Below are 24,028 nucleotides of genomic sequence, written 5' to 3'. Positions count from 1 at the left end.
GTCACTGGCGACTATTCCAAGGCTTTTTGGTTTGTTTGCGAGTGACATTCACTTTCTGGGGTTGCGCTGTTTACAGAACTTTTCTGTTTGGTGCAGCCCAGACCGGCCTAAGCCTATGCTATTATGCGCAACCTGTAGCCCTAACCGGGCAAGTACATTAATTTTCTCAAAATATGAGACATTTCGTGGTGATAGATGAGCAATAGCTATCTGGCGTTTCCTAAATTTGATCCGGTCATTTTTTCCATTGGCCCGGTTTCCCTTCATTGGTACGGTTTAATGTATCTGGTGGGTTTTGTCTTCGCCATGTGGTTGGCGGTTCGTCGGGCAAATAAACCGGGTAGTGGCTGGACCAAAGAAGAAGTCGAAAACCTGCTGTATGCGGGGTTCCTCGGGGTATTTGTCGGTGGCCGTGTCGGTTATGTGCTGTTTTATAACCTGCCGATGTTCCTCGATAATCCACTGTACCTGTTTAAGGTATGGGATGGCGGTATGTCATTCCATGGCGGTTTGATTGGTGTCATCTGCGTGATGTTGTGGTTTGCCCGCCGCACTAAACGCAATTTCTTCCAGGTCGCTGACTTTATTGCTCCCCTTATTCCATTTGGTTTAGGCGCGGGCCGGCTCGGTAATTTTATCAACGGCGAGTTGTGGGGCCGTGTGACTACCGATACCCCGTGGGCGATGTTATTCCCAACCTCTCGTGGCGAAGATATCGCCATCGTTGCTGCTGACCCGGCGAAATGGCAGGCGATATTCAATCAATACGGTGTACTGCCGCGTCATCCTTCGCAACTGTATGAAATGATTCTTGAAGGGGTGGTGTTATTTATCATCCTGAACCTATTTATCCGTAAGCCGCGTCCTATGGGCAGTGTTTCTGGCCTATTCCTGATTGGTTATGGTGCGTTCCGTATTATTGTGGAGTGTTTCCGCCAGCCAGATGCTCAACTCGGCTTGTTCGATGGCGTGATCAGCATGGGGCAGATACTCTCTGTACCTATGATTCTGGCCGGTATCATTATGATGATTTGGGCGTATCGCCGTCCTGCGCAACAACTTTCGTGAGGTAACATGAAACAGTATCTGGATTTGATGAAAAAAGTGCTGGAAGAAGGCACTCCAAAAGCTGACCGTACCGGTACCGGTACTGTGTCGATTTTCGGGCATCAGATGCGTTTCAATTTACAAGACGGTTTCCCACTGGTAACCACTAAGCGCTGCCATTTGCGCTCCATCATCCATGAGCTGTTATGGTTCCTCAATGGTGATACTAATATTGGCTATTTGAAGGAAAATAATGTCTCAATCTGGGATGAATGGGCTGACGAAAACGGCGACCTTGGCCCGGTTTACGGCAAGCAATGGCGGGCTTGGGGGGCTGCAGATGGTCGTAAGATTGACCAACTCAGCAACGTGGTAAAACAGCTTAAGCAGGATCCCGATTCACGCCGTATCATCGTCTCAGCATGGAATGTGGGTGAACTGGAGCAAATGGCACTGGCGCCGTGCCATGCTTTCTTCCAGTTCTACGTGGCAGATGGCAAGCTTTCTTGTCAACTGTATCAGCGTTCTTGTGATGTATTCCTCGGCTTGCCATTTAACATTGCCAGCTATGCTTTACTGGTACATATGATGGCGCAGCAATGCGATTTGGAAGTGGGTGATTTTGTCTGGACAGGGGGGGATACACACTTGTACAGCAACCATATTGAGCAGACAAATCTGCAATTAAGCCGTGAGCCACGTGCATTGCCGAAACTGATTATCAAACGGAAACCTGACTCTTTGTTTGATTACCGTTTTGAGGATTTTGAAATTGAGGGGTACGATCCTCACCCAGGAATTAAAGCGCCGATTGCTATCTAATCTTTAGACCGGAGCCGCAATGGCTCCGGTTTTATACCCGTCACCTTTCAAGTTTCAGGGGGCTGCTCCTGTTTACTCGGTCCATTCCCATATCTAGCTCTGGCCTCTGCTTGTTGCCTCCCTGCATCTGGAAAGCTATTGGGTATATTTTCGTCAAACCCTTTTCTTTGCTACCAGCATCCTTCCTGCAATAAAAATGCGAGCTGCGCCGCACTCTTTTCTGCATTTATGTCGTCGTAGATAAAATTTTGCGCACCGTTTCCAGCCCTGATAATTCGTCACTCGACCTCAAATTTCAGCCACGTAAACTTACGCCATGGACACCAATATAAGATTAACGAAAACTTACCTGGCTCGTAGGAATTCTCTTAAAAAACAAAAAGGTATCAGCCTGATTGAATTGCTGCTGGTGATTGTATTAGTGGGTATAACAGCACTTTGGGGGGCGCAAAGTTGGCATCATTACCGGCAGCGGGAACGGCTCGCAGACAGTGCTCGTCAGTTACTCGCCTTCTTAACACACTTACAAGCACAGGCTAATCGTCGCAATGACACAGAATTGCTGTGGATACAGCAGAATGGCCAGGGGTGCCTGGGAAGTGGTGATAAACCTACGGCTCGCTGTTCGGCACTTACCGACGGCGTGTTTATTCCACCTTACCCAGATGTCGCTATTGCGACTTCATTGCAAAAAGAGATGGGCTTCTTTGGTGTGAGGAATACGGCACAGGCAGGAAATATCATGCTCAGTAACCCGGCAGGGTCTATCCGGTTAGTTATTTCCAGTCGAGGGCGCTTAAGACTGTGTAGTGAGGGCCAGCCAATGTCAGGTATTCATATATGCTAATAATGGTCAAAAGTATGCCAGCATCGGCCTGTTCTGGGCGGAAACGTATAACAGGTTTTACGCTACCGGAAATGATGTTGGCATTGAGCATTGGTAGTTTGATTATGCTTGGTGCCGCAGAGGTTTTCCCTAAGCTACGCAAACAAATATCAATTTTGCAGCAGCGCTATTATCTGGAGTTGGCACTGAGTCAGGTTATGGTTGTGCTAGAAAAAGATCTGCGGCGTGCAGGATTTTGCCATGGCGAGTGTCAGGGAAAAGCGGTTACAACCCATCATTATCCCGCAGAAGCGACAAATTCGTGTCTGATAGTTGCTTACGATCTCAATCGAAATGGTCGATGGGAAGGGGAGAAACATCAGGAGTCCGAATACTTTGGCTACCGCCTGCGTAATAAAGCATTAGAGGGCCAACGTGGTGAACTGAATTGCGCTGGCAGTGGGTGGGAAAAGCTGCTTGATCCACAAGAGATAACGATAACCCATTTTTCTATTAGTCGGTTACCTCAGCAAACATCAAATCAGGTTTATCGGGTGCAATTAGCGGGGCAAAAAACAGGTAATCAGGTAATCCATCATCAGCTTACTTATACGATACGCGGGAACAATCTATGAAGCTGAATCATCAACGGGGGACCAGTACATTGGCAGCCGTCGCTACACTTTTCGCTCTTGGTTTATTTCTGCTGTCAGCACTACACCGTCAATTGGATAATATTCAACAGATTACATCTGAAGAACAGCACTATTTACGTGCTTTTAATCAGGCAACATCATCACTGAACTGGGGGATACGTCAGGATTGGTCGTTCAGTTTGCCATGGCGGACAGGTTCAACATGGTATTGCATTCAGCAGCAGCAATATGGCTTAAAGGCCTGTGTTAAACCAGCATCACTAAGCGGTTTTTTTATTCTCAGAGGGGAGAGTTACCTCCTCGGTTCACAGCCACCCTTGATGCTATATCAACGGGTCATGCTGAATATTGGCAAAGGGTCTGTGGGTCACTATCAACTGGTTAAGGCAGCTCATGGCTGGTTGGATTTCTGTCCTGATAAGGATGCACAGTTTTGCGATTACTAAAATGCTGCAATAGGTGCTTGTTGATGAAACGGAGTGACCAATGCGATCCTCGCAACCAACGAGGGTTTAGCCTGCCTGAAGCCTTAATTGCGGCACTGTTTTTCTCTGTCTCGTTACTGGGGTTGTTGCAATACCATCAGACTCTTTTACAGAGTTTCTCTTCTGTGTGGCAACAGCGTCAGGCTTGGTTTCTGCTTCATCAACATATTGACAGTGCAGGGGAGGCTAGACCTGATAGGGGATTCATATCGGGAATGAAACCTAACTGGTTATATCGTCAGTCCATTAGCCGAATTGAAGGGGAATGCGCCGAGCTTAATTTCACTCTTGCGGTACGGAAAAACCTGTCAGCAGAGTTAACCCGTTGGTTTTGCTCTACGAATGGAAGTGGCTAACGGCATAGTTATCCCCCATAGATACGACGTTGCTGAGGCGGCAAACAAGGGGACCCTGATTGATGAACCGCCGAGGTATACAGATGAGCGACTATATCGGTCTTATAATAGAGATAACCTATTGCGCTCATTCATTATCAAGTTAGAGTATTAAGCCTCAGGATTTACCCACAAGTGATAATAAACTGGTTTAATCACTTATGGCTATTTTCCATAGTGCCTTAAGGGAGTAATCATGTTCACGGTTTATCATTCTAATCAATTAGATTTACTCAAAGCGCTAACGACTGCGCTGATAGAACGAGAGCCGTTGGATAACCCTTTCCAGCAAGAAGTGGTGCTAGTTCAAAGCCCAGGAATGGCACAATGGTTACAAATGCAACTGGCACAACAATTTAGTATTGCAGCTAATATTGAGTTTCCGCTGCCCGCAACCTTTATCTGGGATATGTTTACCCGTGTTTTGCCCGGAATCCCAAAAGAAAGCGCATTTAGCAAAGACGCCATGACATGGAAACTTATGTGGTTGCTGCCAGATTTACTGGAAAGCCCGGTATTTTCTCCCATGAAACGCTATTTAAGTGACGATAATGATAAGCGCAAAATCCATCAACTTGCAGCACGGGTTGCTGACCTTTTCGACCAATATTTAGTGTATCGTCCTGAATGGCTTGCCAGTTGGGAACGGGGCCAACTCATTGACAATCTGGACGATGCTCAACTGTGGCAAGCCAAGTTGTGGGTGGAACTGACCAATTATACCCGCCAATTGGAACAGCCCGAATGGCACCGTGCCAATCTCTACCAGCGGTTTATCCGCACCCTGCTTGAAGCGAATGTCTGCCCCGTTGGGTTACCCAAGCGGGTATTTATTTGCGGCATATCGGCATTACCTCCTATCTATTTACAAGCTCTACAAGCGCTGGGTAAACATATTGATATTCATCTGATGTTTACGAATCCTTGCCGCTATTTTTGGGGCGATATTCAGGATTATGCTTTTTTGGCTAAATTGCAAAGCCGCAAACGTAGACATTATCGCGAATCAATTGAAGTCAATCTGTTCCGCCAGCCAGAGCAGGCTGAACAGCTCTTTAATGCGAATGGTGAACAAGAACTCAGTAACCCATTATTAGCCTCGTGGGGGCGGCTCGGGCGGGATCATATGTATTTATTATCTCAGGTTGATGATATTCAAGAGGTCCACGCTTTTGTTGATATTGACCCTGACAATCTACTACATGGTATTCAGCACGATATGTTGGAGCTGGAAGACCACGCAATTATTGGCATCACGGCGGAATCCTTAGCGCGTAGCGACCAAAAGCGTCGATTAGATCTCAGTGATCGATCTCTTAGCCTGCATGTTTGCCATAGTCCTCAGCGAGAAGTTGAGGTTTTGCAAGATAACCTATTGAATTTATTCTCAACTAATCCTGAACTTACTCCACGCGATGTCATTGTGATGGTTGCCGATATTGACAGCTATACCCCTTATATTCAGGCCACATTTGGTAATGCGACAGGGGAGCGCTATCTGCCGTTTGCGATTTCTGACCGTAAAGCCAGTCAGGCCCATCCGGCGCTACAGGCTTTTATTACCTTACTTGATCTCCCCCAAAGCCGTTTCACCTCTGAACAAGTGTTGGCGCTGTTGGAGGTACCTGCTTTAGCCAGTAAGTTTGGTATTACTGAAGATGGCTTGCGCCGCTTACGGCAATGGGTGGGGGAATCGGGTATTCGTTGGGGGCTGGATGATGACAATGTACGGGAACTCTCCTTACCCGCGACGGGTCAGCATACCTGGCACTTTGGTATCACCCGCATGTTGCTGGGTTATGCCATGGATAGCACCGCCGGAGATTGGCAGGGTGTTCTGCCATATGATGAGTCGAGTGGCTTAGCTGCTGAACTCGCTGGGCAATTGGCAGATATGTTGATGCAACTAAGCCAATGGCGGCAGCAATTAAGTGAACCCCGAGCACTCAGCGAATGGTTACCCCTGTGCCGCCAATTATTGGATACCTTCTTTGAACCCGATAATGACACTGAAGCGGTGTTGGTGCTGATTGAACAACAGTGGCAGAAGGTTATCAGCTATGGTATTGCTGCCCAATATCCCGATGTGGTGCCACTTAATCTGTTACGGGATGAACTGGCTTCGCGCTTGGATAATGAGCGCATCAGCCAGCGTTTCCTTGCCGGGCCAATCAACTTCTGTACTCTAATGCCTATGCGCTCGATCCCATTTAAAGTTGTTTGCTTATTGGGGATGAACGATGGCGTTTACCCACGAACGCTGCCGCCGCTGGGATTTGATTTGATGGCAAAGCAGGTTCGCCGTGGTGACCGTAGCCGCCGTGACGATGACCGCTATCTGTTCCTCGAAGCGCTACTTTCGGCTCAGCAACAGCTCTATATCAGCTATATCGGGCGCTCTATCCAGGATAACAGTAAGCGTTATCCATCAGTGTTGGTCAGTGAACTGATTGAATATATCTCACAAAGTTATCATTTACCGGGTGACGAAATGCTCAATGCTGATGAGAGCGCTCAGCGGGTGATTCAGCACTTACTCTGCTGGCATGCGCGGATGCCGTTTGCGGCAGAAAATTTTATTCAGCATAGCGAGTTACAGAGTTACGCTGCTGAATGGCTACCCTCTGCTGAGTCCAAAGGGCGACCGCATCCAGAGTTTAATCAGCCATTATCGCCTGAACCTTTATCTGAAATTACATTGGATGAGTTAATCCGCTTCTATCGCCACCCTGTGAGGGCATTCTTCCAACTCCGGCTAGGAGTGAATTTTGTTATTGAAGAAACAGAATTACCTGATGAAGAGCCATTTACTTTAGATAACCTCAACCGCTATCAGTTTAATACTCAGTTACTGAATGCATTGATAGATGAGGGAGACATCAATAGCGTGTTTACCCGAGCTCGAGCGGCCGGTAGCCTGCCTTATGGATCGTTCGGTGAGCTTTATTGGGAAAGCCAGCAAGAGGAAATGGTGCCATTAGCTGAACAGATTCGTAGCGAGCGCCTTGAGCATCATAGCATTGAGCTAAATATCGAATTGGGTGACATCACCCTTACAGGTTGGATTCATCAGGTTCAGGAAGATGGATTAATTCGTTGGCGTCCCGCGGCATTAACGGCGATAGACGGGCTTTTATTATGGATTGAACATCTGGTCTATTGTGCTGGTGGAGGTGATGGGCAAAGCCGGATGTATGGTCGCAAAGGAACTGCATGGCGCTATGATTCTTTGGGCCGTGATGAGGCTCATCACTATTTACAACAGTTAATCAGTGGGTATCAGCAAGGAATGTGTGAACCACTGTTATTGCTGAGCAAAAATGGTTGGGCATGGCTGAGCCAGTGCTTTGAACGCGAGTCAGGTCAGATTTTGTGGGATGAAGAAACACAAACTAAAGCCCGCATGAAACTTTTACAAGTTTGGCAGGGTGATCAGCGAGTTGCAGGTGAAGGTGAGGATAGCTATGTGCAAAGGGTGTTCCGCCTGATGGATAATCCACATCTCGACAAGATATTACATGAAACGGAACGTTATTTATTACCGATTGCCCGCCATAATAAGGCGTGAGAACTGCTGATGGCCAAACCAGGCTTTCATACATATCAATACCAGAAAGTTGGCTGCGGCTTTAAGCGGTAATTTTTAAGGGGTTAGGGGAGAAACGGAATGCATAAACAGTTTGCTCGCATCATGGGTATATTTTTCTTATTAGGTTTGCTGGCACCTCTCAGTTGGGCTGCTGCGCCTGCGTGGCAACCTCTGGCAGAAGCCATTCACAAAAGTGAACATGACCTGCGTAAATACCAGGCAATAAAGTTGCCTAATGGTATGACGGTATTGCTAGTTTCTGATGCGCAAGCACCTAAATCCTTGGCAGCACTGGCGTTGCCTGTCGGATCATTGGAAGATCCCAATAACCAGTTGGGTTTAGCTCATTATCTGGAACACATGTTATTGATGGGTTCTACGCGTTTTCCTGAACCAGGCAGTTTTGCCGAGTTTCTGAAAAAGCATGGCGGTAGCCATAATGCGAGTACGGCTTCTTATCGAACCGCTTTTTATTTTGAAATTGAAAATGATGCATTAGCTCCGGCAGTTGAGCGTTTAGCCGATGCTATTGCACAGCCTTTGTTAGACCCTATCAATGCTGATCGTGAACGTAATGCGGTCAATGCTGAATTGACGATGGCCCGCTCGCGCGATGGGATGCGCATGGCGCAGGTTAATGCTGAAACGCTTAATCCAGCACACCCTAGTGCGCGTTTTTCGGGGGGTAATCTTGATACGCTGAAAGACAAGCCTGATGGCAAATTACATGATGAGCTGCTGAGTTTTTATCATCGTTACTATTCTGCCAATTTGATGGTGGGGGTGCTGTATAGCAATCAGTCTCTGGAGCAGTTGGCACAATTAGCGGCTGATACCTTTGGCCGGATTCCGAATCGGGAGGCAAAAGTCCCTCCAATTACGGTACCTGCTGTAACACCGGACCAAACCGGTATTATTATTCATTATGTTCCAGCCCAACCGCGTAAACAGTTAAAAATAGACTTTCGCATTGAGAACAATAGCGAAGAATTTCGCAGCAAAACAGATACCTATGTTAGCTATTTGATTGGTAATCGCAGTAAAGATACGTTGTCCGACTGGCTACAAAAACAGGGGCTGGCAGATGCTATTAATGCCGGTGCCGATCCAATGGTAGACCGTAATGGTGGGGTGTTCTCTATTTCGGTATCACTTACGGATAAAGGTTTGGCCAAACGTGACGTCGTGGTGGCCGCTATCTTTGATTACATCAAAATGTTGCAAAAAGACGGCATTAAACAGAGCTATTTCGATGAGATAGCCCATGTTTTAAATCTGGATTTCCGTTATCCCTCAATCACGCGAGATATGGATTACATCGAGTGGCTGGTGGATATGATGTTGCGAGTACCTGTCGCACATGTGCTTGATGCGCCCTATCTGGCGGATCATTATGATCCCAAGGCCATTGCTGCCCGGTTGGCTGAAATGACGCCAGAGAATGCGCGGATCTGGTTTGTCAGCCCTGAAGAGCCTCACAATAAAGTGGCCTATTTTGTTGATGCCCCTTATCAGGTCAATAAAATTAGCCCACAAGAGATGAAAGACTGGCAACAACTTGGGGAGAATATCACTCTGAGCCTACCGGCACTTAACCCCTATATCCCAGATGACTTTACGCTGATCAAAGCAGATAAAAATATCACCCGGCCACAGAATGTTGCGGAACAACCGGGGTTACGGGTGTTTTACATGCCAAGTCAGTATTTTGCTGATGAACCGAAAGCCGATATCGCGCTGGCTTTCCGCAATCCTCATGCGTTGGATACCGCCCGCCATCAGGTACTATTCGCCCTGACTGATTATCTGGCCGGCCTTTCACTGGATGAACTGAGCTATCAGGCTTCGATCGGCGGAATCAGCTTCTCAACCGCCCCTAACAACGGTTTATATGTCAGTGCTAATGGCTTCACACAGCGGATGCCACAATTGCTAACCACGCTGGTTGAAGGTTATTCCAGTTTTACGCCAACAGAAGATCAATTAGTGCAGGCTAAATCTTGGTATCGCGAGCAGTTGGACGTGGCTGAGAAAGGCAAAGCTTATGAACTGGCGATTCAGCCAGCGAAATTGCTGTCTCATGTTCCTTATTCTGAACGCAGCGAACGGCGCAAATTGCTTGATACTATCAGCGTGCAAGATGTGCTGACTTATCGTGATAGCTTGCTGAAGCAATCTGCGCTGGAAGTATTGGCAGTGGGTAATATGACTACCCAGCAAGTTACCACTCTGGCGGAATCGTTGAAAAAACAATTGGCTTTGACGGGAACTACTTGGTGGACCGGCGAGGATGTTGTTGTTGATAAGGCACAACTGGCCAATATGGAGCGGCTTGGCAGCAGTTCTGATGCTGCGCTGGCGGCAGTCTATGTTCCAACCGGCTATACGGAAATTGATGGTATGGCGCGTAGTGCTTTGCTGGGGCAAATTGTTCAACCGTGGTTCTATGATCAATTACGAACCGAAGAGCAACTCGGCTATGCAGTATTTGCCTTCCCGATGTCGGTTGGCCGACAGTGGGGCTTGGGGTTCTTGCTGCAAAGTAACAGCAAGCAACCTGATTACCTTTATCAACGCTATCTTGCCTTCTATCCACAGGCAGAAAAGCGCCTGCGTGAAATGAAACCTGCTGATTTTGAACAATATAAACAAGGGCTAATTAACCAATTACTGCAACGACCACAAACTCTGGATGAAGAGGCTAGTCGTTACAGTAATGATTTCAATCGTAATAATTTTGCGTTTGATAGTCGCGAAAAAATGATTGCTCAGGTGAAGCAACTTAATAGCACTGTATTAGCTGATTTCTTCCAGCAAGCGGTTATTAAACCGCAAGGTCTGGCACTGCTTTCTCAAGTTAAAGGTCAGGGGCAAACGGCTGGCGGATATGCGGTGCTTAAAGGATGGACGACCTATCCGACAACATCTGCCTTGCAGGCTACCCTGCCGCAGAAGGTATTAGCTCCATGACATCAATGACTCCCCAGCGGCTGGAGCCGCTGACGCTCCCCTTATACGGTGAGAGGCTGATTGAAGCCTCTGCCGGTACTGGTAAGACCTTTACCATTGGGGTTCTTTATCTGCGATTGCTGCTTGGTTTGGGAGGGGAGGCAGCATTCAGTCGTCCCCTGAAAGTAGAGGAAATCCTGGTGGTGACCTTTACTGAGGCGGCAACTGAAGAGTTGAGGGGGCGAATTCGCGACAATATCCATGGGTTGCGTATTGCTTGCGTACGGGGAGTCAGTGATGACCTAATGCATAAGGCTTTATTAACTGAAATTAGTGATCTGGGCGAGGCCGCAGCACAGTTACTTACTGCTGAGCGTCAGATGGATGAAGCCGCAATTTATACTATTCACGGTTTTTGTCAGAGAATGCTGACGAACAATGCTTTTGAATCTGGCATCTTGTTTGAACAAACATTGGTTCAGGATGAACAGCCCTTACGCAGACAGGCCTGTGCCGATTTTTGGCGGCGTCATTGCTATCCGCTTCCGTTGGCTGTTGCACGCGCAGTCAGCCAGGAATGGAGCGGGCCGGAGGCATTGCTCAAAGACCTTGCTGCTTATTTACAAGGTGAAACACCAAAATTTCGGCAAGCACCAGGTGATGATGAAACGATACTCAGCCGGCATCAGCAAATAGTTGTGCAAATTGATGCTGTCAAAGCGCAATGGCGTGCGGTGGCTCATGAGTTGGAAGCTTTAATTAGTGCATCTGGCGTTGATAAGCGCAGCTATAGCAGCCGATATTTACCTAACTGGCTAGAAAAGGTCGCTATATGGGCAGAGCAGGAAACCGGTGATTATCAGTTACCTAAAGAGCTAGAAAAGTTTCGCCAATCGATATTATCTGAGAAAACCAAAAAAGGTGCGATCCCCCAACACTCGGTGTTCAGTGCGATAGACCGCATCTTCGAACAACCTTTGACACTAAGAGATTTGATTTTAGCCCGCGCAATTAGCGAGATACGAACTTCCGTCCAGCAGGAGAAACGGCAGCGGGCAGAATTGGGTTTTGATGACTTGCTCAGTAAATTGGATGTGGCATTACAGCAGCCAGGTGGTGAGTTGTTAGCTCAATCTATTCGTACCCGTTATCCAGTTGCAATGATTGATGAGTTTCAGGATACCGATCCTCAGCAATACCGTATTTTCCACACGCTTTATGGTAACCAAGGTGAGTGTGGTTTATTACTGATTGGCGACCCTAAACAGGCTATTTATGCTTTCCGTGGCGCAGATATCTTTACCTATATTCGTGCTCGTTCAGAAGTAAGTGCCCACTACACGTTAGAGACCAATTGGCGTTCCTCTTTCCCGATGGTTCAATCAGTAAACAGGCTTTTTAGTTCGGTTGAGGTTCCCTTTCTGTTTGAACAAATCCCTTTTGTCAAGGTGGCGGCGGCTGAAAAAAATAGCTGTCTATCTTTTGAAATTAAAGGGAAAAAACAGCCAGCCATCTCTTTTTGGCTGCAACCGGGTGAAGGGGTTGGGGTTAGTGAATACCAGCAATTGATGGCCAGGCAGTGCGCCAGTCAAATCCGTGACTGGCTGGTGGATGGGCAGAATGGGCTGGCGCAATTAGTGACAACGACAGGCTCAAGGCCGGTTCAGGCATCTGATATTACTATTTTGGTTCGTAGCCGGGCAGAGGCTGCGCTGGTTCGAGATGCACTGAGTGCCTTAGCTATTCCATCGGTTTACTTATCCAATCGCGACAGTGTTTTTGATACTGCAGAAGCCAAAGATCTATTGTGGTTATTGCAAGCTGCATTGGCCCCTGAGCAGGAAAGAGCCTTACGCAGTGCGATGGCTACCGGGATGCTAGGGTTGGATGCACAGATGCTGGATGCATTGAATCACGATGAACGGGCTTGGGATTCTCTGGTCGATGAATTCGATGGCTATCGCCAACATTGGCAGCGCCGTGGTGTGCTTCCTATGCTGCGAGAAATAATGGCACAGCGTCATTTAGCTGAAAACTTGTTGGCGACCCCTGGTGGGGAGCGTCGGCTGACAGACTTACTGCATTTGGGAGAGTTATTACAAGAGGCCGCATCACAGCTTGATAGTGAGCACGCACTAATCCGTTGGCTGGCACAACAAATAGCACAACCAAATCATCAGTCAGATAATCAACAATTGCGTTTGGAAAGTGATCGCCATTTGGTTCAGGTGATTACAATTCATAAATCAAAAGGGTTGGAGTATCCGTTGGTTTGGCTCCCTTTTGTCGGCAATTTCCGTCAGCAGCAGGACGTGCTATATCACGATCGTCATAGCTTTGAGGCTCTGCTTGATCTGAATGCTGATGAAGAGAGCCAGGCTTTGGCGGAAGAAGAGCGGTTGGCAGAAGACTTACGGTTACTCTACGTTGCGCTGACCCGCGCGGTTTATCATTGCAGTATCGGTATTGCGCCGCTGATTAAAGGCGGGCGGAAAAAACAGGGCGAAAGCGACATGCACCTTAGCGCTTTAGGCTATTTGGTTCAACATGGACAAGCTGGCGACGCGCAATATCTGGCGGATAAGTTGGCGGAGCTAACCACATTTTCGGGCGGTGATATTTCGGTCTCACTGGCGGAACGTCCTGACGCTACAGCTTGGCAGCCACGGCCTGAAGTTTTGCCAGAACTCGCCGCGCGCCAGTTTAACCGACAAATGCACGACTTTTGGCGGGTTACCAGTTATTCCGGCCTACAGCAGCATGGTGCCAAATCGCAGGTTCTGAATCTCCCTTTACAGGAGCTATTGCCACGGCTAGATAGTGATGCCGTCGGTGAGCAGGCACTCATCACCGCAGCTGATTTAACGCCCCATACCTTCCCGCGGGGGGCGGCACCGGGGACTTTCCTGCATGATTTACTTGAGCCATTAGATTTTAGCCAACCTATTGAGCCAGACTGGCTGGCGCAGCAACTACAGCAACAGGGCTTTGGTGAACAATGGTCGCCAATGTTGTATCAATGGCTAAGTGACATTATGCAAGTCCCCCTTAACGATGCGGGCGTAACTCTGGCGGGATTGACGCCGGAGAGTAAGCAGGCGGAACTACAGTTTTATTTGCCTATCGATACTTTGTTACGCGCTAATCAATTAGATGCCTTAATCAAGCATTATGACCCGCTCTCACGTCAGTGTCCGGTGTTAGATTTTCAGCAAGTCAGAGGGATGCTTAAGGGCTTTATTGACTTGGTTTTCTGCTGGCAGGGTAAGTATTACTTATTAGATTACAAATCTAACTGGCTGGGAGAAGACAGTAGTGCTTATACCGTACAATTGATGGCCCAAGCGATGGCTGAGCATCGTTATGATCTGCAATATCAGCTTTATACCTTGGCTTTACACCGTTATTTACGTCATCGCTTGGGCGATTATGACTATCAACGGGACTTCGGGGGTGTCATTTATCTCTTCTTGCGTGGTGTCGATAAACAACATCCGGGTAATGGTATCTTTAGTTGTCGCCCTGAACAGGAGCTGATTGAAGGAATGGATTGTTTATTCAGTGGCAATGAGGTCGTTCTACTTTCAGGTCATGAAAGTGGTACAGCTCAGGCAGATGAGGATTCATCAAGATGATGGTTCTACTGGACCAAGCGGTTCGTGACCACTTACTACGCCCTCTGGATGTTCAATTTTCTCGCATGATTGCAGGGGATGATGAGCCTATGCTGCAATTGGCGGCGGCTATTCTCAGCGCCGAGGCGGGAGCCGGGCATGTGTGCCTGCCATTAAGTTATCTGCAACCAGAACAACTGTTTGGTGGGCGGCAGGTTGGGTTATCTCAAGCATTATGGCTGGCTGCTGGTGCTCCAGAGCTGTCGCGTTGGATACAAGGATTAAATAATTCTCCAGCGGTCAGTGATGGCTCATTACCAACGCCGTTGGTGTTGCAAAATGAACGTTTGTATCTCCAACGGATGTGGCAGTACGAGGGTGATGTGGTGCGGTTTATTGCCAGTGACAATACCGCTTTATTCGTTAATGAGGCCAGGGGGATTAACGAAAGCCTATTAACAGAGACACTGGACCGCCTATTTGGTCGATCAGACACGGAGATTGACTGGCAAAAGGTGGCCGCCGCAGTAGCCGCTACTCGCCGTATCTCGGTGATTTCTGGTGGGCCGGGAACGGGGAAAACCACCACAGTAGCCAAGCTATTAACTGCGCTGATACAGCTTAGCCAAGGGCAGCGTTTACGTATCCAGCTTGCTGCCCCAACGGGTAAAGCCGCTGCGCGGCTGACTGAGTCATTGGGGAATGCCATCCGCCAACTTACACTTACAGACGCCGAGCGCAAGTTATTCCCAGATCAAGCATCCACTCTGCACCGTTTATTAGGTGCTCAACCAAACAGTCAACGTTTGCGTTATCACCGAGGTAATCCACTAAATCTTGATGTGCTGGTGGTAGATGAAGCGTCTATGGTGGATTTACCCATGATGGCGCGGCTAATTGCCGCTTTGCCCGCTAAAGCTCAAGTCATTTTCCTCGGGGACCGAGATCAGTTAGCTTCGGTTGAGGCCGGGGCGGTATTAGGGGATATTTGTCGCTTTGCTGAGTTGGGTTATAGCAAGGCTCGTGCAGAACAGTTAGCACGGCTGACAGGATGCACATTGGCCGGAAATATACCGATTGGATCAGTCTCTACGGATACGGTCAATGTGCGTGATAGCCTGTGTTTATTGCGTAAGAGCTATCGGTTTGATGAGAAATCGGGTATCGGGCAGCTCGCTTTAGCGGTTAATGCAGGCAAGTATCGGGATGCATTATCAGTATTAAAGGGGGCCTATTCAGATGTTGAACATTTTTCTCTGACGGATTCAGATGACTACCAACGGTTGCTGGAGGATTGCGTTGCGGGCTATCAGCATTACCTCCAATTGGCAGCTACAGGTGCGCATGCTGTGGATGTGCTGGCGGCATTTGGTCGTTATCAATTGTTGTGTGCATTGCGAAGTGGGCCATTTGGTGTCAGTGGCTTGAATGAACGGATTGAGCAGTTGTTGCATCGCAAGAGGTTAATTGAGCGCGCACCTGGCCCATCTGGGCGTTGGTATGCCGGTCGGCCGGTGATGATTGGGCTTAATGACAGTGCGTTAGGTCTCTTTAATGGCGATATTGGTATCGCGTTATATGACGATGAAGGAGAGCTACGGGTGCATTTCCAGTTGCCGGATGGCAACATAAAATCGGTGCAACCCAGCCGTCTTCCCAGCCATGAAACGGCTTATGCCATGACAGTTCATAAGTCGCAAGGATCAGAGTTTGAACATACCGCCCTGGTATTACCGAATACTTTTATGCCGGTATTAACGCGCGAATTGGTTTATACCGCGATCACTCGCGCCCGCCAGCGTTTAACTCTGTATTGTAGCGATACGATATTGGGCAATGCGATACGCACACCGACTCTTCGTCTGAGTGGGTTAGTGGATCGTTTGAATGCATTGACGTGAGTTATACGCTGCTGCTTGAAGCCACAAGGAACACGTTACACGGACCATCCCTTGGTCTGGCAAGGGGGGCCGCTGCTTGCGGCCTCCCTATAACGCTAATTATGTTGGGAATAAATTAAATAAAACCCTGATAAAGCATTTGGTCGCAATATTTATAATCAATACGGCTACAAATCAGCCAACAGAATCTTTGAGCGCCGCTGATAGTTATACAGTTCCTGCTTCTGAATCGGTAAAACCTCTACTTCGGCAGGTGTAAAACCGCGTTCTTGGAACCAGTGAATACTGCGGGTGGTGAGTACAAACAATTTTTTAAGCCCCATCTGTCGCGCTTGATTAGCAACGCGCTTTAATAGCATTTCTCCCCGAGAAGAGCTGCGATAGTCAGGATGTACTGCCACGCAGGCCATCTCACCTATTTGTTCTTCAGGGAACGGATAGAGCGCTGCACAGGCAATCGTCAAATTATCCCGTTCAATAATCGTGAATTTGTCGATTTCCATTTCAAGCTGTTCCCGCGAACGACGCACCAGAATGCCTTGTTGTTCCAGCGGGCGAATCAATTCAAGTATGCCACCAATATCATTGATGGTAGCGCGGCGCACTTGTTCAGCACTCTCCATAACAATCTGTGTACCGATACCATCGCGGGAGAATAGCTCTTGGACTAGCGCTCCATCCTCCTGATAACTCAGTAAATGGCTCCGGCGCACACCGCTACGGCAAGCTTTCACTGCACCACGTAGGAAGCGTACCGTACCGGAGTTGTAATCACCCTCTTGTTCCAGATCTTCAATCCGTTTTTGAGCATCATTTGGGAACAGCTCTGAAATAATGTCACCTTCACTGTCAGTCACCCCTTGGGATGAACAGAAACCGATCATCTTTTCTGCTTTCAGTTTGATAGCTAACTGGGTGGCAACTTCTTCTGATGTGAGATTAAAGCTCTCGCCGGTCACCGATACAGCAACCGGGCCTAGTAACACGATTGCGCCATTATCTAATTGACGGTGAATTGCCTCTTCATCGATACGACGAATACGCCCGCTATGACAATAATCCACACCATCATCCACCCCCAGCGGCTGAGCAATAATGAAGTTGCCACTGACTACATTAATATGCGCGCCTTGTAGCGGGGTATTATTGAGACTCATTGATAGTCTTGCAGTGATATCCAACTGCAATAGGCCGGCTGCTTGTTTCACCATTTCCAGAGTTCGGGCATCTGTTACCCTGGTATGCTTGTGATAAATAGGTTCGTAATGATGCTGTGCCAAATTGCTGTCGATCTGTGGGCGCGCACCGTATACCACGACCAACCTGATCCCAAGGCTATGCAACAAACCGATATCATTGACGATATTCGCGAAGTTTTCATGCTCAATCGCCTCGCCACCCAACATGACAACGAATGTCTTGCCACGGTGCGCGTTGATATAGGGAACTGAGTGGCGAAATCCCTGGACCAGTTCAGTACTACGTTCCTTCACGGCAGACCCTCTTTGAATTTTTATTCGGTATTTTTGTATTTTTATTCTTTTTTGACCAAGATGGCAAGCACCAAATTACTATCAAATGCATATGTATGGCGTATCTGTATTAATAAATTGAATAACATAAAAATGTTTTTCTAATGACAGCGTGGGATTGATTCGTTAAAGTTTTTGCACATAAATTTTTTTGTGCGCTTTTTATTCATATTTTGGTAGTTACTTTGGAGTTACATGGCAGATTCAAATCATAATCCTGGGCGTCGTCGTCTGTTACAAGGTGCTGCGAGCGCCTGGATGCTGAGTGTTAGTCGAGTTGGATTTGCTGCTTCCTCACATATTATTGCAGTCCGGGTTTGGCCCTCTTCAACCTATACCCGAGTCACGCTGGAATCCAATACTCCGCTGAAGTATCGTCAGTTCGCTCTTACCAATCCTGATCGTATTGTGGTTGATATTGAAGGGGTACATTTAAATAGCGTCCTGAAACAGATAACTAATCAGGTTCAGTCCGGTGACCCTTATCTGAAGCAAGCCCGAGTAGGGCAGTTTGATAAAAATACCGTCCGTTTGGTTTTGGAGTTGAAGCAGAGCATCAGCCCCCAGCTATTTACTCTAAAACCTTTTGCTGAATTTCGAAATCGTTTAGTAGTGGATTTATATCCCGCTCAGGGCAACAGCTCTGCTGAGGACGATCCATTGTTGGCATTATTGGAAGATTATAATAAAGGCGACGTGGAGCGTAGCTTACCCGCAGAGACACCAAAAGCAGGCAAAGCAGGGCGCGATAGACCGATAGTTATCATGCTGGATCCTGGTCACGGCGGAGAAGATCCCGGTGCTATTGGTAGAAATAAAACCCGTGAAAAAGACATCGTGCTACAAATTGCCCGTCGGTTACGGGCGTTAATTCAAAAAGAAGCCAATATGCGGGTGTTTATGACCCGTAATGAAGATGTTTTTATCCCGTTGAAAGTGCGGGTAGCGAAGGCGCGCAAACTGCGGGCAGATTTATTCATTTCAATTCATGCGGATGCATTTACCAGTCAGGCGGCCAGAGGTTCCTCCGTTTTTGCGCTATCAACCAAGGGCGCAACCAGTACCGCCGCGCGTTTCCTGGCCCAGACACAGAATGAGGCCGACCAGATTGGGGGGGTTAGCAAAAGTGGTGATCGCTATCTGGACCATACCATGATTGATTTACTGCAAACGGCGACGATTAATGACAGCCTGAAGTTTGGTAAAGAAGTGCTGAATCGCATGGGGAAGATTAATACGCTGCATAAGAACCGTGTCGATCAGGCGGGGTTTGCTGTATTGAAAGCACCTGATATTCCTTCAATTTTGGTTGAAACAGCATTTATCAGTAATCTGGAAGAAGAGCGCAAACTACGTACCAGCCGTTTTCAGCAACAAGTCGCAGAATCTATTTTTGCTGGCATCAAAGCCTATTTTGCTAATGGTGGGGCGATGGCCCGACTTTAACGCGTAGGGCATTGTTATTGATTGAGATATATACCCTAAATAATTCGAGTTGCAGGAAGGCGGCAACTGAGATAATCCCGCTGAGTTGACGTTAGTCAATTATTCGGGTGAACGAAAGCAACCAACACACATGCGGTTTGAAATATGACGGGTATAAAGCCAGAAACAAAAAAACACCCTTGAGGGTGTCTGATGTTGATATGAAAATGATTAAGAATTGGTTGCGGGGGCCGGATTTGAACCGACGACCTTCGGGTTATGAGCCCGACGAGCTACCAGGCTGCTCCACCCCGCGTCCGTCTTAATACTATTTTCTATCTTACTACTTAGTCGTGTAATTGGTTGCGGGGGCCGGATTTGAACCGACGACCTTCGGGTTATGAGCCCGACGAGCTACCAGGCTGCTCCACCCCGCGTCCGTCACTACACTTTATTTGCTTCTCACTACTATTCTACCTAATTCGTCTTAACTTTCAAGACTATCGAACGACATTTGATACTGCTGGTAGCCAGTATCGGTTGGTTGCGGGGGCCGGATTTGAACCGACGACCTTCGGGTTATGAGCCCGACGAGCTACCAGGCTGCTCCACCCCGCGTCCGATTGAGCGCACTATACTCTGGATGAGATCTGTTGCAAGTATTTTTGCCACTTAATTAGGGTAAATAGGTTTTTTCGATTAATTTATCAACTATCTGTTTCCTTTTTCCCCATAACGGGGTCAGGAGGATTTTTTTCCACCTGCCGATTCCTTTATCTATAGGCGTTTGTTATCGTTCGCCAGTAGATAAAATGAGTAAAAGAAGGCGTGAAATGACAAGTCGTTGGGGCAAATACCTACTAAGTGGAATAATGATTGCTGTTCTGGCGGGGTGCCAATCGCGGCCAACCGATCGTGGGCAGCAATATAAGGATGGGCGTCTGGAGCAATCACTGGAACTGGTGAATGAACCAAATGCAACAGGTAAGCCAGTTAACGCAAAAGATTATTCTGATCAGGTGAAAGTGATTAACCAATCTTCACCGGGTCTCTATAACCGCAATAGTAATACATTCAATGCGGTCGAAAACTGGATGTTGGCTGGGGCCGATACCAGCAAGCTAAGTTTATTTGGTTTGAATGCCTATCAGATGGAGGGGGTCGATAATTTCGGTAACGTACAGTTTACTGGCTACTACACTCCGGTGCTTCAGGCCCGTTATACGCCACAAGGTGAATTCCGCCACCCACTTTATCGGATGCCTGCTAAAGGAAAGCGCCGTTTACCCGATCGCGCTGCTATCTATGCAGGTGCATTGGATAACCGCAGTTTAGTTATCGCATACACCAATTCGCTGGTGGATAACTTTATGATGGAAGTGCAGGGCAGCGGCTATGTTGATTATGGCGATGGGCGACCACTGACCTTCTTCGGTTATGCAGGTAAAAATGGCCATGCTTACCGTAGTATTGGCAAAGTGCTGATTGATCGTGGCGAAGTCGCTAAAGCAGATATGTCGATGCAAGCCATCCGCCACTGGGCTGAAACCCATAGTGAAGCTGAGGTCAGAGAGCTTTTAGAGCAGAATCCGTCCTTTGTGTTCTTTAAACCAGAAATGTACGCGCCGGTGAAAGGGGCCAGTGCGGTTCCATTGATTGCCAAAGCGTCAGTTGCATCTGATCGTTCCTTGATTCCGCCAGGCACCACATTACTAGCTGAAGTGCCTTTGCTGGATAATCAGGGCAAATTCACGGGTCAATATCAGATGCGCCTGATGGTGGCATTGGATGTTGGTGGTGCGATTAAAGGTCAGCATTTTGATATCTATCAGGGGATTGGCCATGAAGCTGGGCAGGCTGCTGGGTACTACAATCATTATGGTCGGGTTTGGGTACTGAAAAATGCCCAAAGCAGCGGACCGCTATTTACCGCTTATCAAGGTGGCAAAACAGTCGCGCCAGCGGGTAATGGTTCATCATTACTGGTAAATAATCAGGGTCAGTAAGCTTCCTTATTACCTGCAATTGCCGGTATACGGTCGGTTTCACTCTTTATCAGGCGGCCAATTGGCCGCTTTTGTCTTCATATCATCGATATTATTAACGTCATTTCGAAGCAATTAAGGTAACACATTGATGAACATAGCCTTTTCCGAAGCTTACCAACAGCGGTTTGGTGGCATAGCGCGTCTATATGGTCAGCAGGCGCTGGAACTGTTTTCGCAGGCGCATATCTGTGTCATTGGTATTGGCGGTGTCGGCTCTTGGGCAGCGGAAGCGCTGGCGCGCACTGGTATCGGCGCGATTACGTTGATTGATATGGATGATGTTTGCGTAACCAATACTAATCGTCAGATCCATGCCTTACGGCACAATGTCGGCCAAGCTAAAACCGAAGTGATGGCGGAACGTATTCTGGCTATCAATCCTGAATGCCGCGTGACGTGTATTGATGATTTTATTACTGCGGATAATGTCGCGGAGCTTTTAAATAACAATTTTAGCTATGTCATTGATGCAATTGATAGTGTACGGCCTAAGGCGGCACTACTCTCTTATTGTCGCCGCTATAAAATCCCAGTAGTCACCACCGGTGGTGCAGGTGGGCAGTTCGATCCAACACGTATTGAGGTAGTCGATCTGGCAAAAACTATTCAGGATCCGCTGGCGGCTAAGCTACGTGAAAGGTTGAAAAGTGACTTTAATGTGGTGAAAAACAGCAAAGGTAAACTGGGGATCGACTGTGTTTTTTCCAGCGAACCACTGGTTTATCCCCAGGCTGATGGATCAGTTTGTGCTTCGCGCAGTACAGCGGAAGGACCTAAAAAAATGGACTGTACTTCAGGTTTTGGCTCGGTAACCATGGTTACTGCGACCTTTGGTTTTGTTGCTGTGTCCCATGCATTGAAAAAAATGATGGCGAAAGCAGCCCGTCAGGTGAAATAACCCCTACTCTATATATTGGGCGGCGATAGCCTTTACACCTTGTGCCAGCGCCAGTAAACCGCTGGCGCGCGAGGTGCTTAGCTGCTGGCGTAGCCCTAACTGCTCAAACAGCGCCAATGGGTCTTCTGCTAATACCTGCTGTGGGGTTTTCCCCTCCACCGCAGTTAAAATAACCGCCAGTAATCCACGAACAATGCGGCCTTCGCTATCACCATAAAAATGTAAGCTACCATCCGGCAGGCGTTGATGCCCCAGCCACACTCGATTTTCACATCCAGTTAGCTCCAGTTCATTCTGTTTTAGTGGCTCCGGCAATGACGGAAGCTGTTTTGCCAGCAAAATCAACTGACGATAACGATCTTCCCACTGTTTATGAACGCTGAATGTCTCCAGCAGTTTAGCAGCAGTAATATCGTGACCAAAAGGGTGTGGGGCAATCATCATCTTCTCAATTAGACCGGTGGTTATTGGGCGAAATTATTATCTGTTAGTTCTTAATCTTGCAATAGTTCCAGAGCCTTAGCTATCGCGTTACACAATATATCAACATCGTTCGCGGTATTGTACGGTGCGAATGAGGCACGCAGGCTGCCACTCACCCCTAATGCTGCCATGAGTGGTTGTGCGCAATGTTGCCCGGCGCGCAGTGCGATGCCCTGTTCGGCCAATAACGTTACTAAATCGCTATGGTGCACACCATCGAAAGTAAACGCCAATAAACTGGATTGCTGGCAACGGAAGCTGCGAAAACCCGGTAATTTAGCCAGTTTATTCTCTGCCAATGTGGCTAAATCTTGGCTATAGGTTTCTGCTTCTGTCAGATCAATATGTTCGAGCCAACTAAGAACGGCAGAGAAACCAATGACGCCAGCAATATTTGGCGTACCAGCCTCAAAACGGTATGGCACCTCATGGGACGTAAATCCACCGAAGGAAGCATGAGTGAGCATTTTACCGCCACCGTGCCAGGCTGGCATCTCGTCGAGTAATTCAGACTTGCCGTACAGCACGCCTATGCCGGTCGGCCCATAAAGCTTGTGGGCTGAGAAAGCGTAAAAATCAATATCTAGCACTTGAACGTCTGCCGGGTTATGCACAACACCTTGCGCCCCATCTACCATCACTACACAGTTATATTGATGGGCAAGTTCGATTGCCTGAGCTAACTCGGGGCTACCACCCGTGACGTTAGACATCTGGCCCAGCGCCAATATGCGTGTTTTATCATTAAGCAATTGCGGTAATTGCTGTAAATCGGGGAGATGATCAAGGCCGATGGGTAATTTAACCATTCTGGCCCCTGTCTGCTCTGCAACCATAAGCCAGGGGATTAAGTTGGCATGATGTTCAGCTTCACTGACAATAATTTCATCACCCGTTTGCAGACGAGGGCGGGCATAGCTTTGTGCTACTAAATTAATGGCTTCGGTAGTGCCTTTGGTCCAAATGATATTTTCTGCTGCGGGTGCATTGATAAAGTCGGCCACTTGTTGGCGGGTTTCCTCAAAACGAACCGTCAATGACAATGCTGATTGATGTTGGCTGCGATGTACTGTTGCGGAGTCCTGCTGATAAAACTGTTGTGTCGCCTCAATCATGGCGCGGGGTTTCAGCGCAGTTGCCGCACTGTCCAGATAGGTTATCTCATCACTAATAGCCGGGAATTCCTGACGAAAATCCGTGGGATTAAAAGCTTTCATACTGTTGTTCTCATCCTTTGGGTTACTTCGGAACTGTCTCATTTTGACTCATTTTGTTCATAATTTGCCCGCTAATGGCTCGGTTCACTGGAAATATGTCATAAGTGAGTTATGCTAAATAGTAACGGACATAACCATTTG

The 24,028-nt window shown here is 47.8% G+C and carries 16 protein-coding genes and 3 tRNA genes; 13 read left to right on the top strand and 6 right to left on the bottom strand.

Translation table 11 applies throughout. The features are described 5' to 3' along the window. Positions 1–195 precede the first annotated feature (195 nt). From lgt to recD, 10 genes are all read left to right on the top strand, one after another. A complete protein-coding gene (gene lgt / locus ACWJJO_RS17755) occupies positions 196–1,068 on the top strand; it encodes a prolipoprotein diacylglyceryl transferase (protein ID WP_083162866.1) in 873 nt (290 codons plus the stop codon). A gap of 6 nt (positions 1,069–1,074) precedes the next feature. After that, a complete protein-coding gene (thyA, locus tag ACWJJO_RS17750; protein WP_083162868.1) occupies positions 1,075–1,869 on the top strand; it encodes a thymidylate synthase in 795 nt (264 codons plus the stop codon). A 316-nt stretch (positions 1,870–2,185) separates the two neighbouring features. After that, on the top strand, positions 2,186–2,716 hold the full coding sequence (locus tag ACWJJO_RS17745; protein ID WP_481091310.1) for a prepilin peptidase-dependent protein: 531 nt from the start codon (positions 2,186–2,188) through the stop codon (positions 2,714–2,716). Further along, complete coding sequence (locus tag ACWJJO_RS17740; RefSeq protein ID WP_481091309.1) at positions 2,710–3,330, top strand: prepilin peptidase-dependent protein; 621 nt, start codon at positions 2,710–2,712, stop codon at positions 3,328–3,330. The genes ACWJJO_RS17745 and ACWJJO_RS17740 overlap by 7 nt, the downstream gene beginning before the upstream one ends. Beyond that, positions 3,327–3,797 carry a YgdB family protein gene (locus ACWJJO_RS17735; protein ID WP_083162874.1) on the top strand — a complete coding sequence of 157 codons (471 nt, stop codon included), beginning with the start codon at positions 3,327–3,329 and terminating at the stop codon, positions 3,795–3,797. The genes ACWJJO_RS17740 and ACWJJO_RS17735 overlap by 4 nt, the downstream gene beginning before the upstream one ends. 23 nt (positions 3,798–3,820) lie before the next feature. Next, positions 3,821–4,192, top strand: coding sequence for a prepilin-type N-terminal cleavage/methylation domain-containing protein (locus ACWJJO_RS17730; protein WP_481091308.1), 372 nt, complete (start codon positions 3,821–3,823; stop codon positions 4,190–4,192). Between the two features lie 235 nt (positions 4,193–4,427). Beyond that, positions 4,428–7,799, top strand: a complete 3,372-nt coding sequence (recC, locus tag ACWJJO_RS17725) for an exodeoxyribonuclease V subunit gamma (RefSeq protein ID WP_481091307.1) — start codon at positions 4,428–4,430, stop codon at positions 7,797–7,799. A gap of 99 nt (positions 7,800–7,898) precedes the next feature. Next, positions 7,899–10,790 carry a pitrilysin gene (gene ptrA, locus ACWJJO_RS17720; protein WP_372569542.1) on the top strand — a complete coding sequence of 964 codons (2,892 nt, stop codon included), beginning with the start codon at positions 7,899–7,901 and terminating at the stop codon, positions 10,788–10,790. Continuing rightward, a complete protein-coding gene (gene recB, locus ACWJJO_RS17715; protein ID WP_481091606.1) occupies positions 10,787–14,404 on the top strand; it encodes an exodeoxyribonuclease V subunit beta in 3,618 nt (1,205 codons plus the stop codon). The genes ptrA and recB overlap by 4 nt, the downstream gene beginning before the upstream one ends. After that, complete coding sequence (gene recD / locus ACWJJO_RS17710; protein ID WP_481091605.1) at positions 14,404–16,284, top strand: exodeoxyribonuclease V subunit alpha; 1,881 nt, start codon at positions 14,404–14,406, stop codon at positions 16,282–16,284. The genes recB and recD overlap by 1 nt, the downstream gene beginning before the upstream one ends. A 167-nt stretch (positions 16,285–16,451) precedes the next feature. Here recD and argA read toward each other — a convergent pair whose 3' ends face one another. Then, positions 16,452–17,777 carry an amino-acid N-acetyltransferase gene (argA, locus tag ACWJJO_RS17705; RefSeq protein ID WP_083162886.1) on the bottom strand — a complete coding sequence of 442 codons (1,326 nt, stop codon included), beginning with the start codon at positions 17,775–17,777 and terminating at the stop codon, positions 16,452–16,454. A gap of 234 nt (positions 17,778–18,011) precedes the next feature. On the opposite strand from argA, the gene amiC reads away from it, so the two are divergent. Beyond that, positions 18,012–19,262: an N-acetylmuramoyl-L-alanine amidase AmiC gene (gene amiC / locus ACWJJO_RS17700; protein WP_372559781.1), complete on the top strand. Its 1,251-nt coding sequence runs from the start codon at positions 18,012–18,014 to the stop codon at positions 19,260–19,262. Between the two features lie 218 nt (positions 19,263–19,480). Here amiC and ACWJJO_RS17695 read toward each other — a convergent pair. The 3 genes from ACWJJO_RS17695 to ACWJJO_RS17685 all read right to left on the bottom strand — a co-directional run bounded on the left by ACWJJO_RS17695 (position 19,481) and on the right by ACWJJO_RS17685 (position 19,859). Beyond that, a tRNA-Met gene (locus tag ACWJJO_RS17695) sits at positions 19,481–19,557 on the bottom strand. A 44-nt stretch (positions 19,558–19,601) separates the two neighbouring features. Further along, a tRNA-Met gene (locus ACWJJO_RS17690) sits at positions 19,602–19,678 on the bottom strand. Positions 19,679–19,782: 104 nt separating this feature from the next. Beyond that, positions 19,783–19,859 (bottom strand) — tRNA-Met (locus tag ACWJJO_RS17685). A 215-nt stretch (positions 19,860–20,074) separates the two neighbouring features. Between ACWJJO_RS17685 and mltA the strand changes: the two genes are divergently transcribed. Together mltA and tcdA are read left to right on the top strand one after the other, a co-directional pair. Next, positions 20,075–21,247, top strand: coding sequence for a murein transglycosylase A (gene mltA, locus ACWJJO_RS17680; protein ID WP_083162888.1), 1,173 nt, complete (start codon positions 20,075–20,077; stop codon positions 21,245–21,247). 130 nt (positions 21,248–21,377) lie between these two features. Beyond that, entirely contained in the window at positions 21,378–22,187 is an 810-nt protein-coding gene (gene tcdA / locus ACWJJO_RS17675; protein ID WP_481091306.1) for a tRNA cyclic N6-threonylcarbamoyladenosine(37) synthase TcdA, read from the top strand. Positions 22,188–22,190: 3 nt separating this feature from the next. Here tcdA and csdE read toward each other — a convergent pair whose 3' ends face one another. Both csdE and csdA read right to left on the bottom strand, forming a co-directional pair. Then, positions 22,191–22,631 carry a cysteine desulfurase sulfur acceptor subunit CsdE gene (csdE, locus tag ACWJJO_RS17670; protein ID WP_083162892.1) on the bottom strand — a complete coding sequence of 147 codons (441 nt, stop codon included), beginning with the start codon at positions 22,629–22,631 and terminating at the stop codon, positions 22,191–22,193. Between the two features lie 50 nt (positions 22,632–22,681). After that, complete coding sequence (gene csdA / locus ACWJJO_RS17665; protein ID WP_193784868.1) at positions 22,682–23,887, bottom strand: cysteine desulfurase CsdA; 1,206 nt, start codon at positions 23,885–23,887, stop codon at positions 22,682–22,684. Positions 23,888–24,028: the final 141 nt, after the last annotated feature.

The organism is Yersinia antarctica (genome assembly GCF_056636475.1).
The sequence above is the reverse complement of the archived record's forward strand: the minus strand, read 5'-3'. Positions and strand labels throughout refer to the sequence as shown.

Coding starts and splice junctions, on each gene's coding strand:
- lgt (WP_083162866.1), top strand. CDS start 196: ATGAGCAATAGCTATCTGGCGTTTCCTAAATTTGATCCGGTCATTTTT.
- thyA (WP_083162868.1), top strand. CDS start 1,075: ATGAAACAGTATCTGGATTTGATGAAAAAAGTGCTGGAAGAAGGCACT.
- ACWJJO_RS17745 (WP_481091310.1), top strand. CDS start 2,186: ATGGACACCAATATAAGATTAACGAAAACTTACCTGGCTCGTAGGAAT.
- ACWJJO_RS17740 (WP_481091309.1), top strand. CDS start 2,710: ATGCTAATAATGGTCAAAAGTATGCCAGCATCGGCCTGTTCTGGGCGG.
- ACWJJO_RS17735 (WP_083162874.1), top strand. CDS start 3,327: ATGAAGCTGAATCATCAACGGGGGACCAGTACATTGGCAGCCGTCGCT.
- ACWJJO_RS17730 (WP_481091308.1), top strand. CDS start 3,821: ATGAAACGGAGTGACCAATGCGATCCTCGCAACCAACGAGGGTTTAGC.
- recC (WP_481091307.1), top strand. CDS start 4,428: ATGTTCACGGTTTATCATTCTAATCAATTAGATTTACTCAAAGCGCTA.
- ptrA (WP_372569542.1), top strand. CDS start 7,899: ATGCATAAACAGTTTGCTCGCATCATGGGTATATTTTTCTTATTAGGT.
- recB (WP_481091606.1), top strand. CDS start 10,787: ATGACATCAATGACTCCCCAGCGGCTGGAGCCGCTGACGCTCCCCTTA.
- recD (WP_481091605.1), top strand. CDS start 14,404: ATGGTTCTACTGGACCAAGCGGTTCGTGACCACTTACTACGCCCTCTG.
- amiC (WP_372559781.1), top strand. CDS start 18,012: ATGGCAGATTCAAATCATAATCCTGGGCGTCGTCGTCTGTTACAAGGT.
- mltA (WP_083162888.1), top strand. CDS start 20,075: ATGACAAGTCGTTGGGGCAAATACCTACTAAGTGGAATAATGATTGCT.
- tcdA (WP_481091306.1), top strand. CDS start 21,378: ATGAACATAGCCTTTTCCGAAGCTTACCAACAGCGGTTTGGTGGCATA.
- csdE (WP_083162892.1), bottom strand. CDS start 22,631: ATGATGATTGCCCCACACCCTTTTGGTCACGATATTACTGCTGCTAAA.
- csdA (WP_193784868.1), bottom strand. CDS start 23,887: ATGAAAGCTTTTAATCCCACGGATTTTCGTCAGGAATTCCCGGCTATT.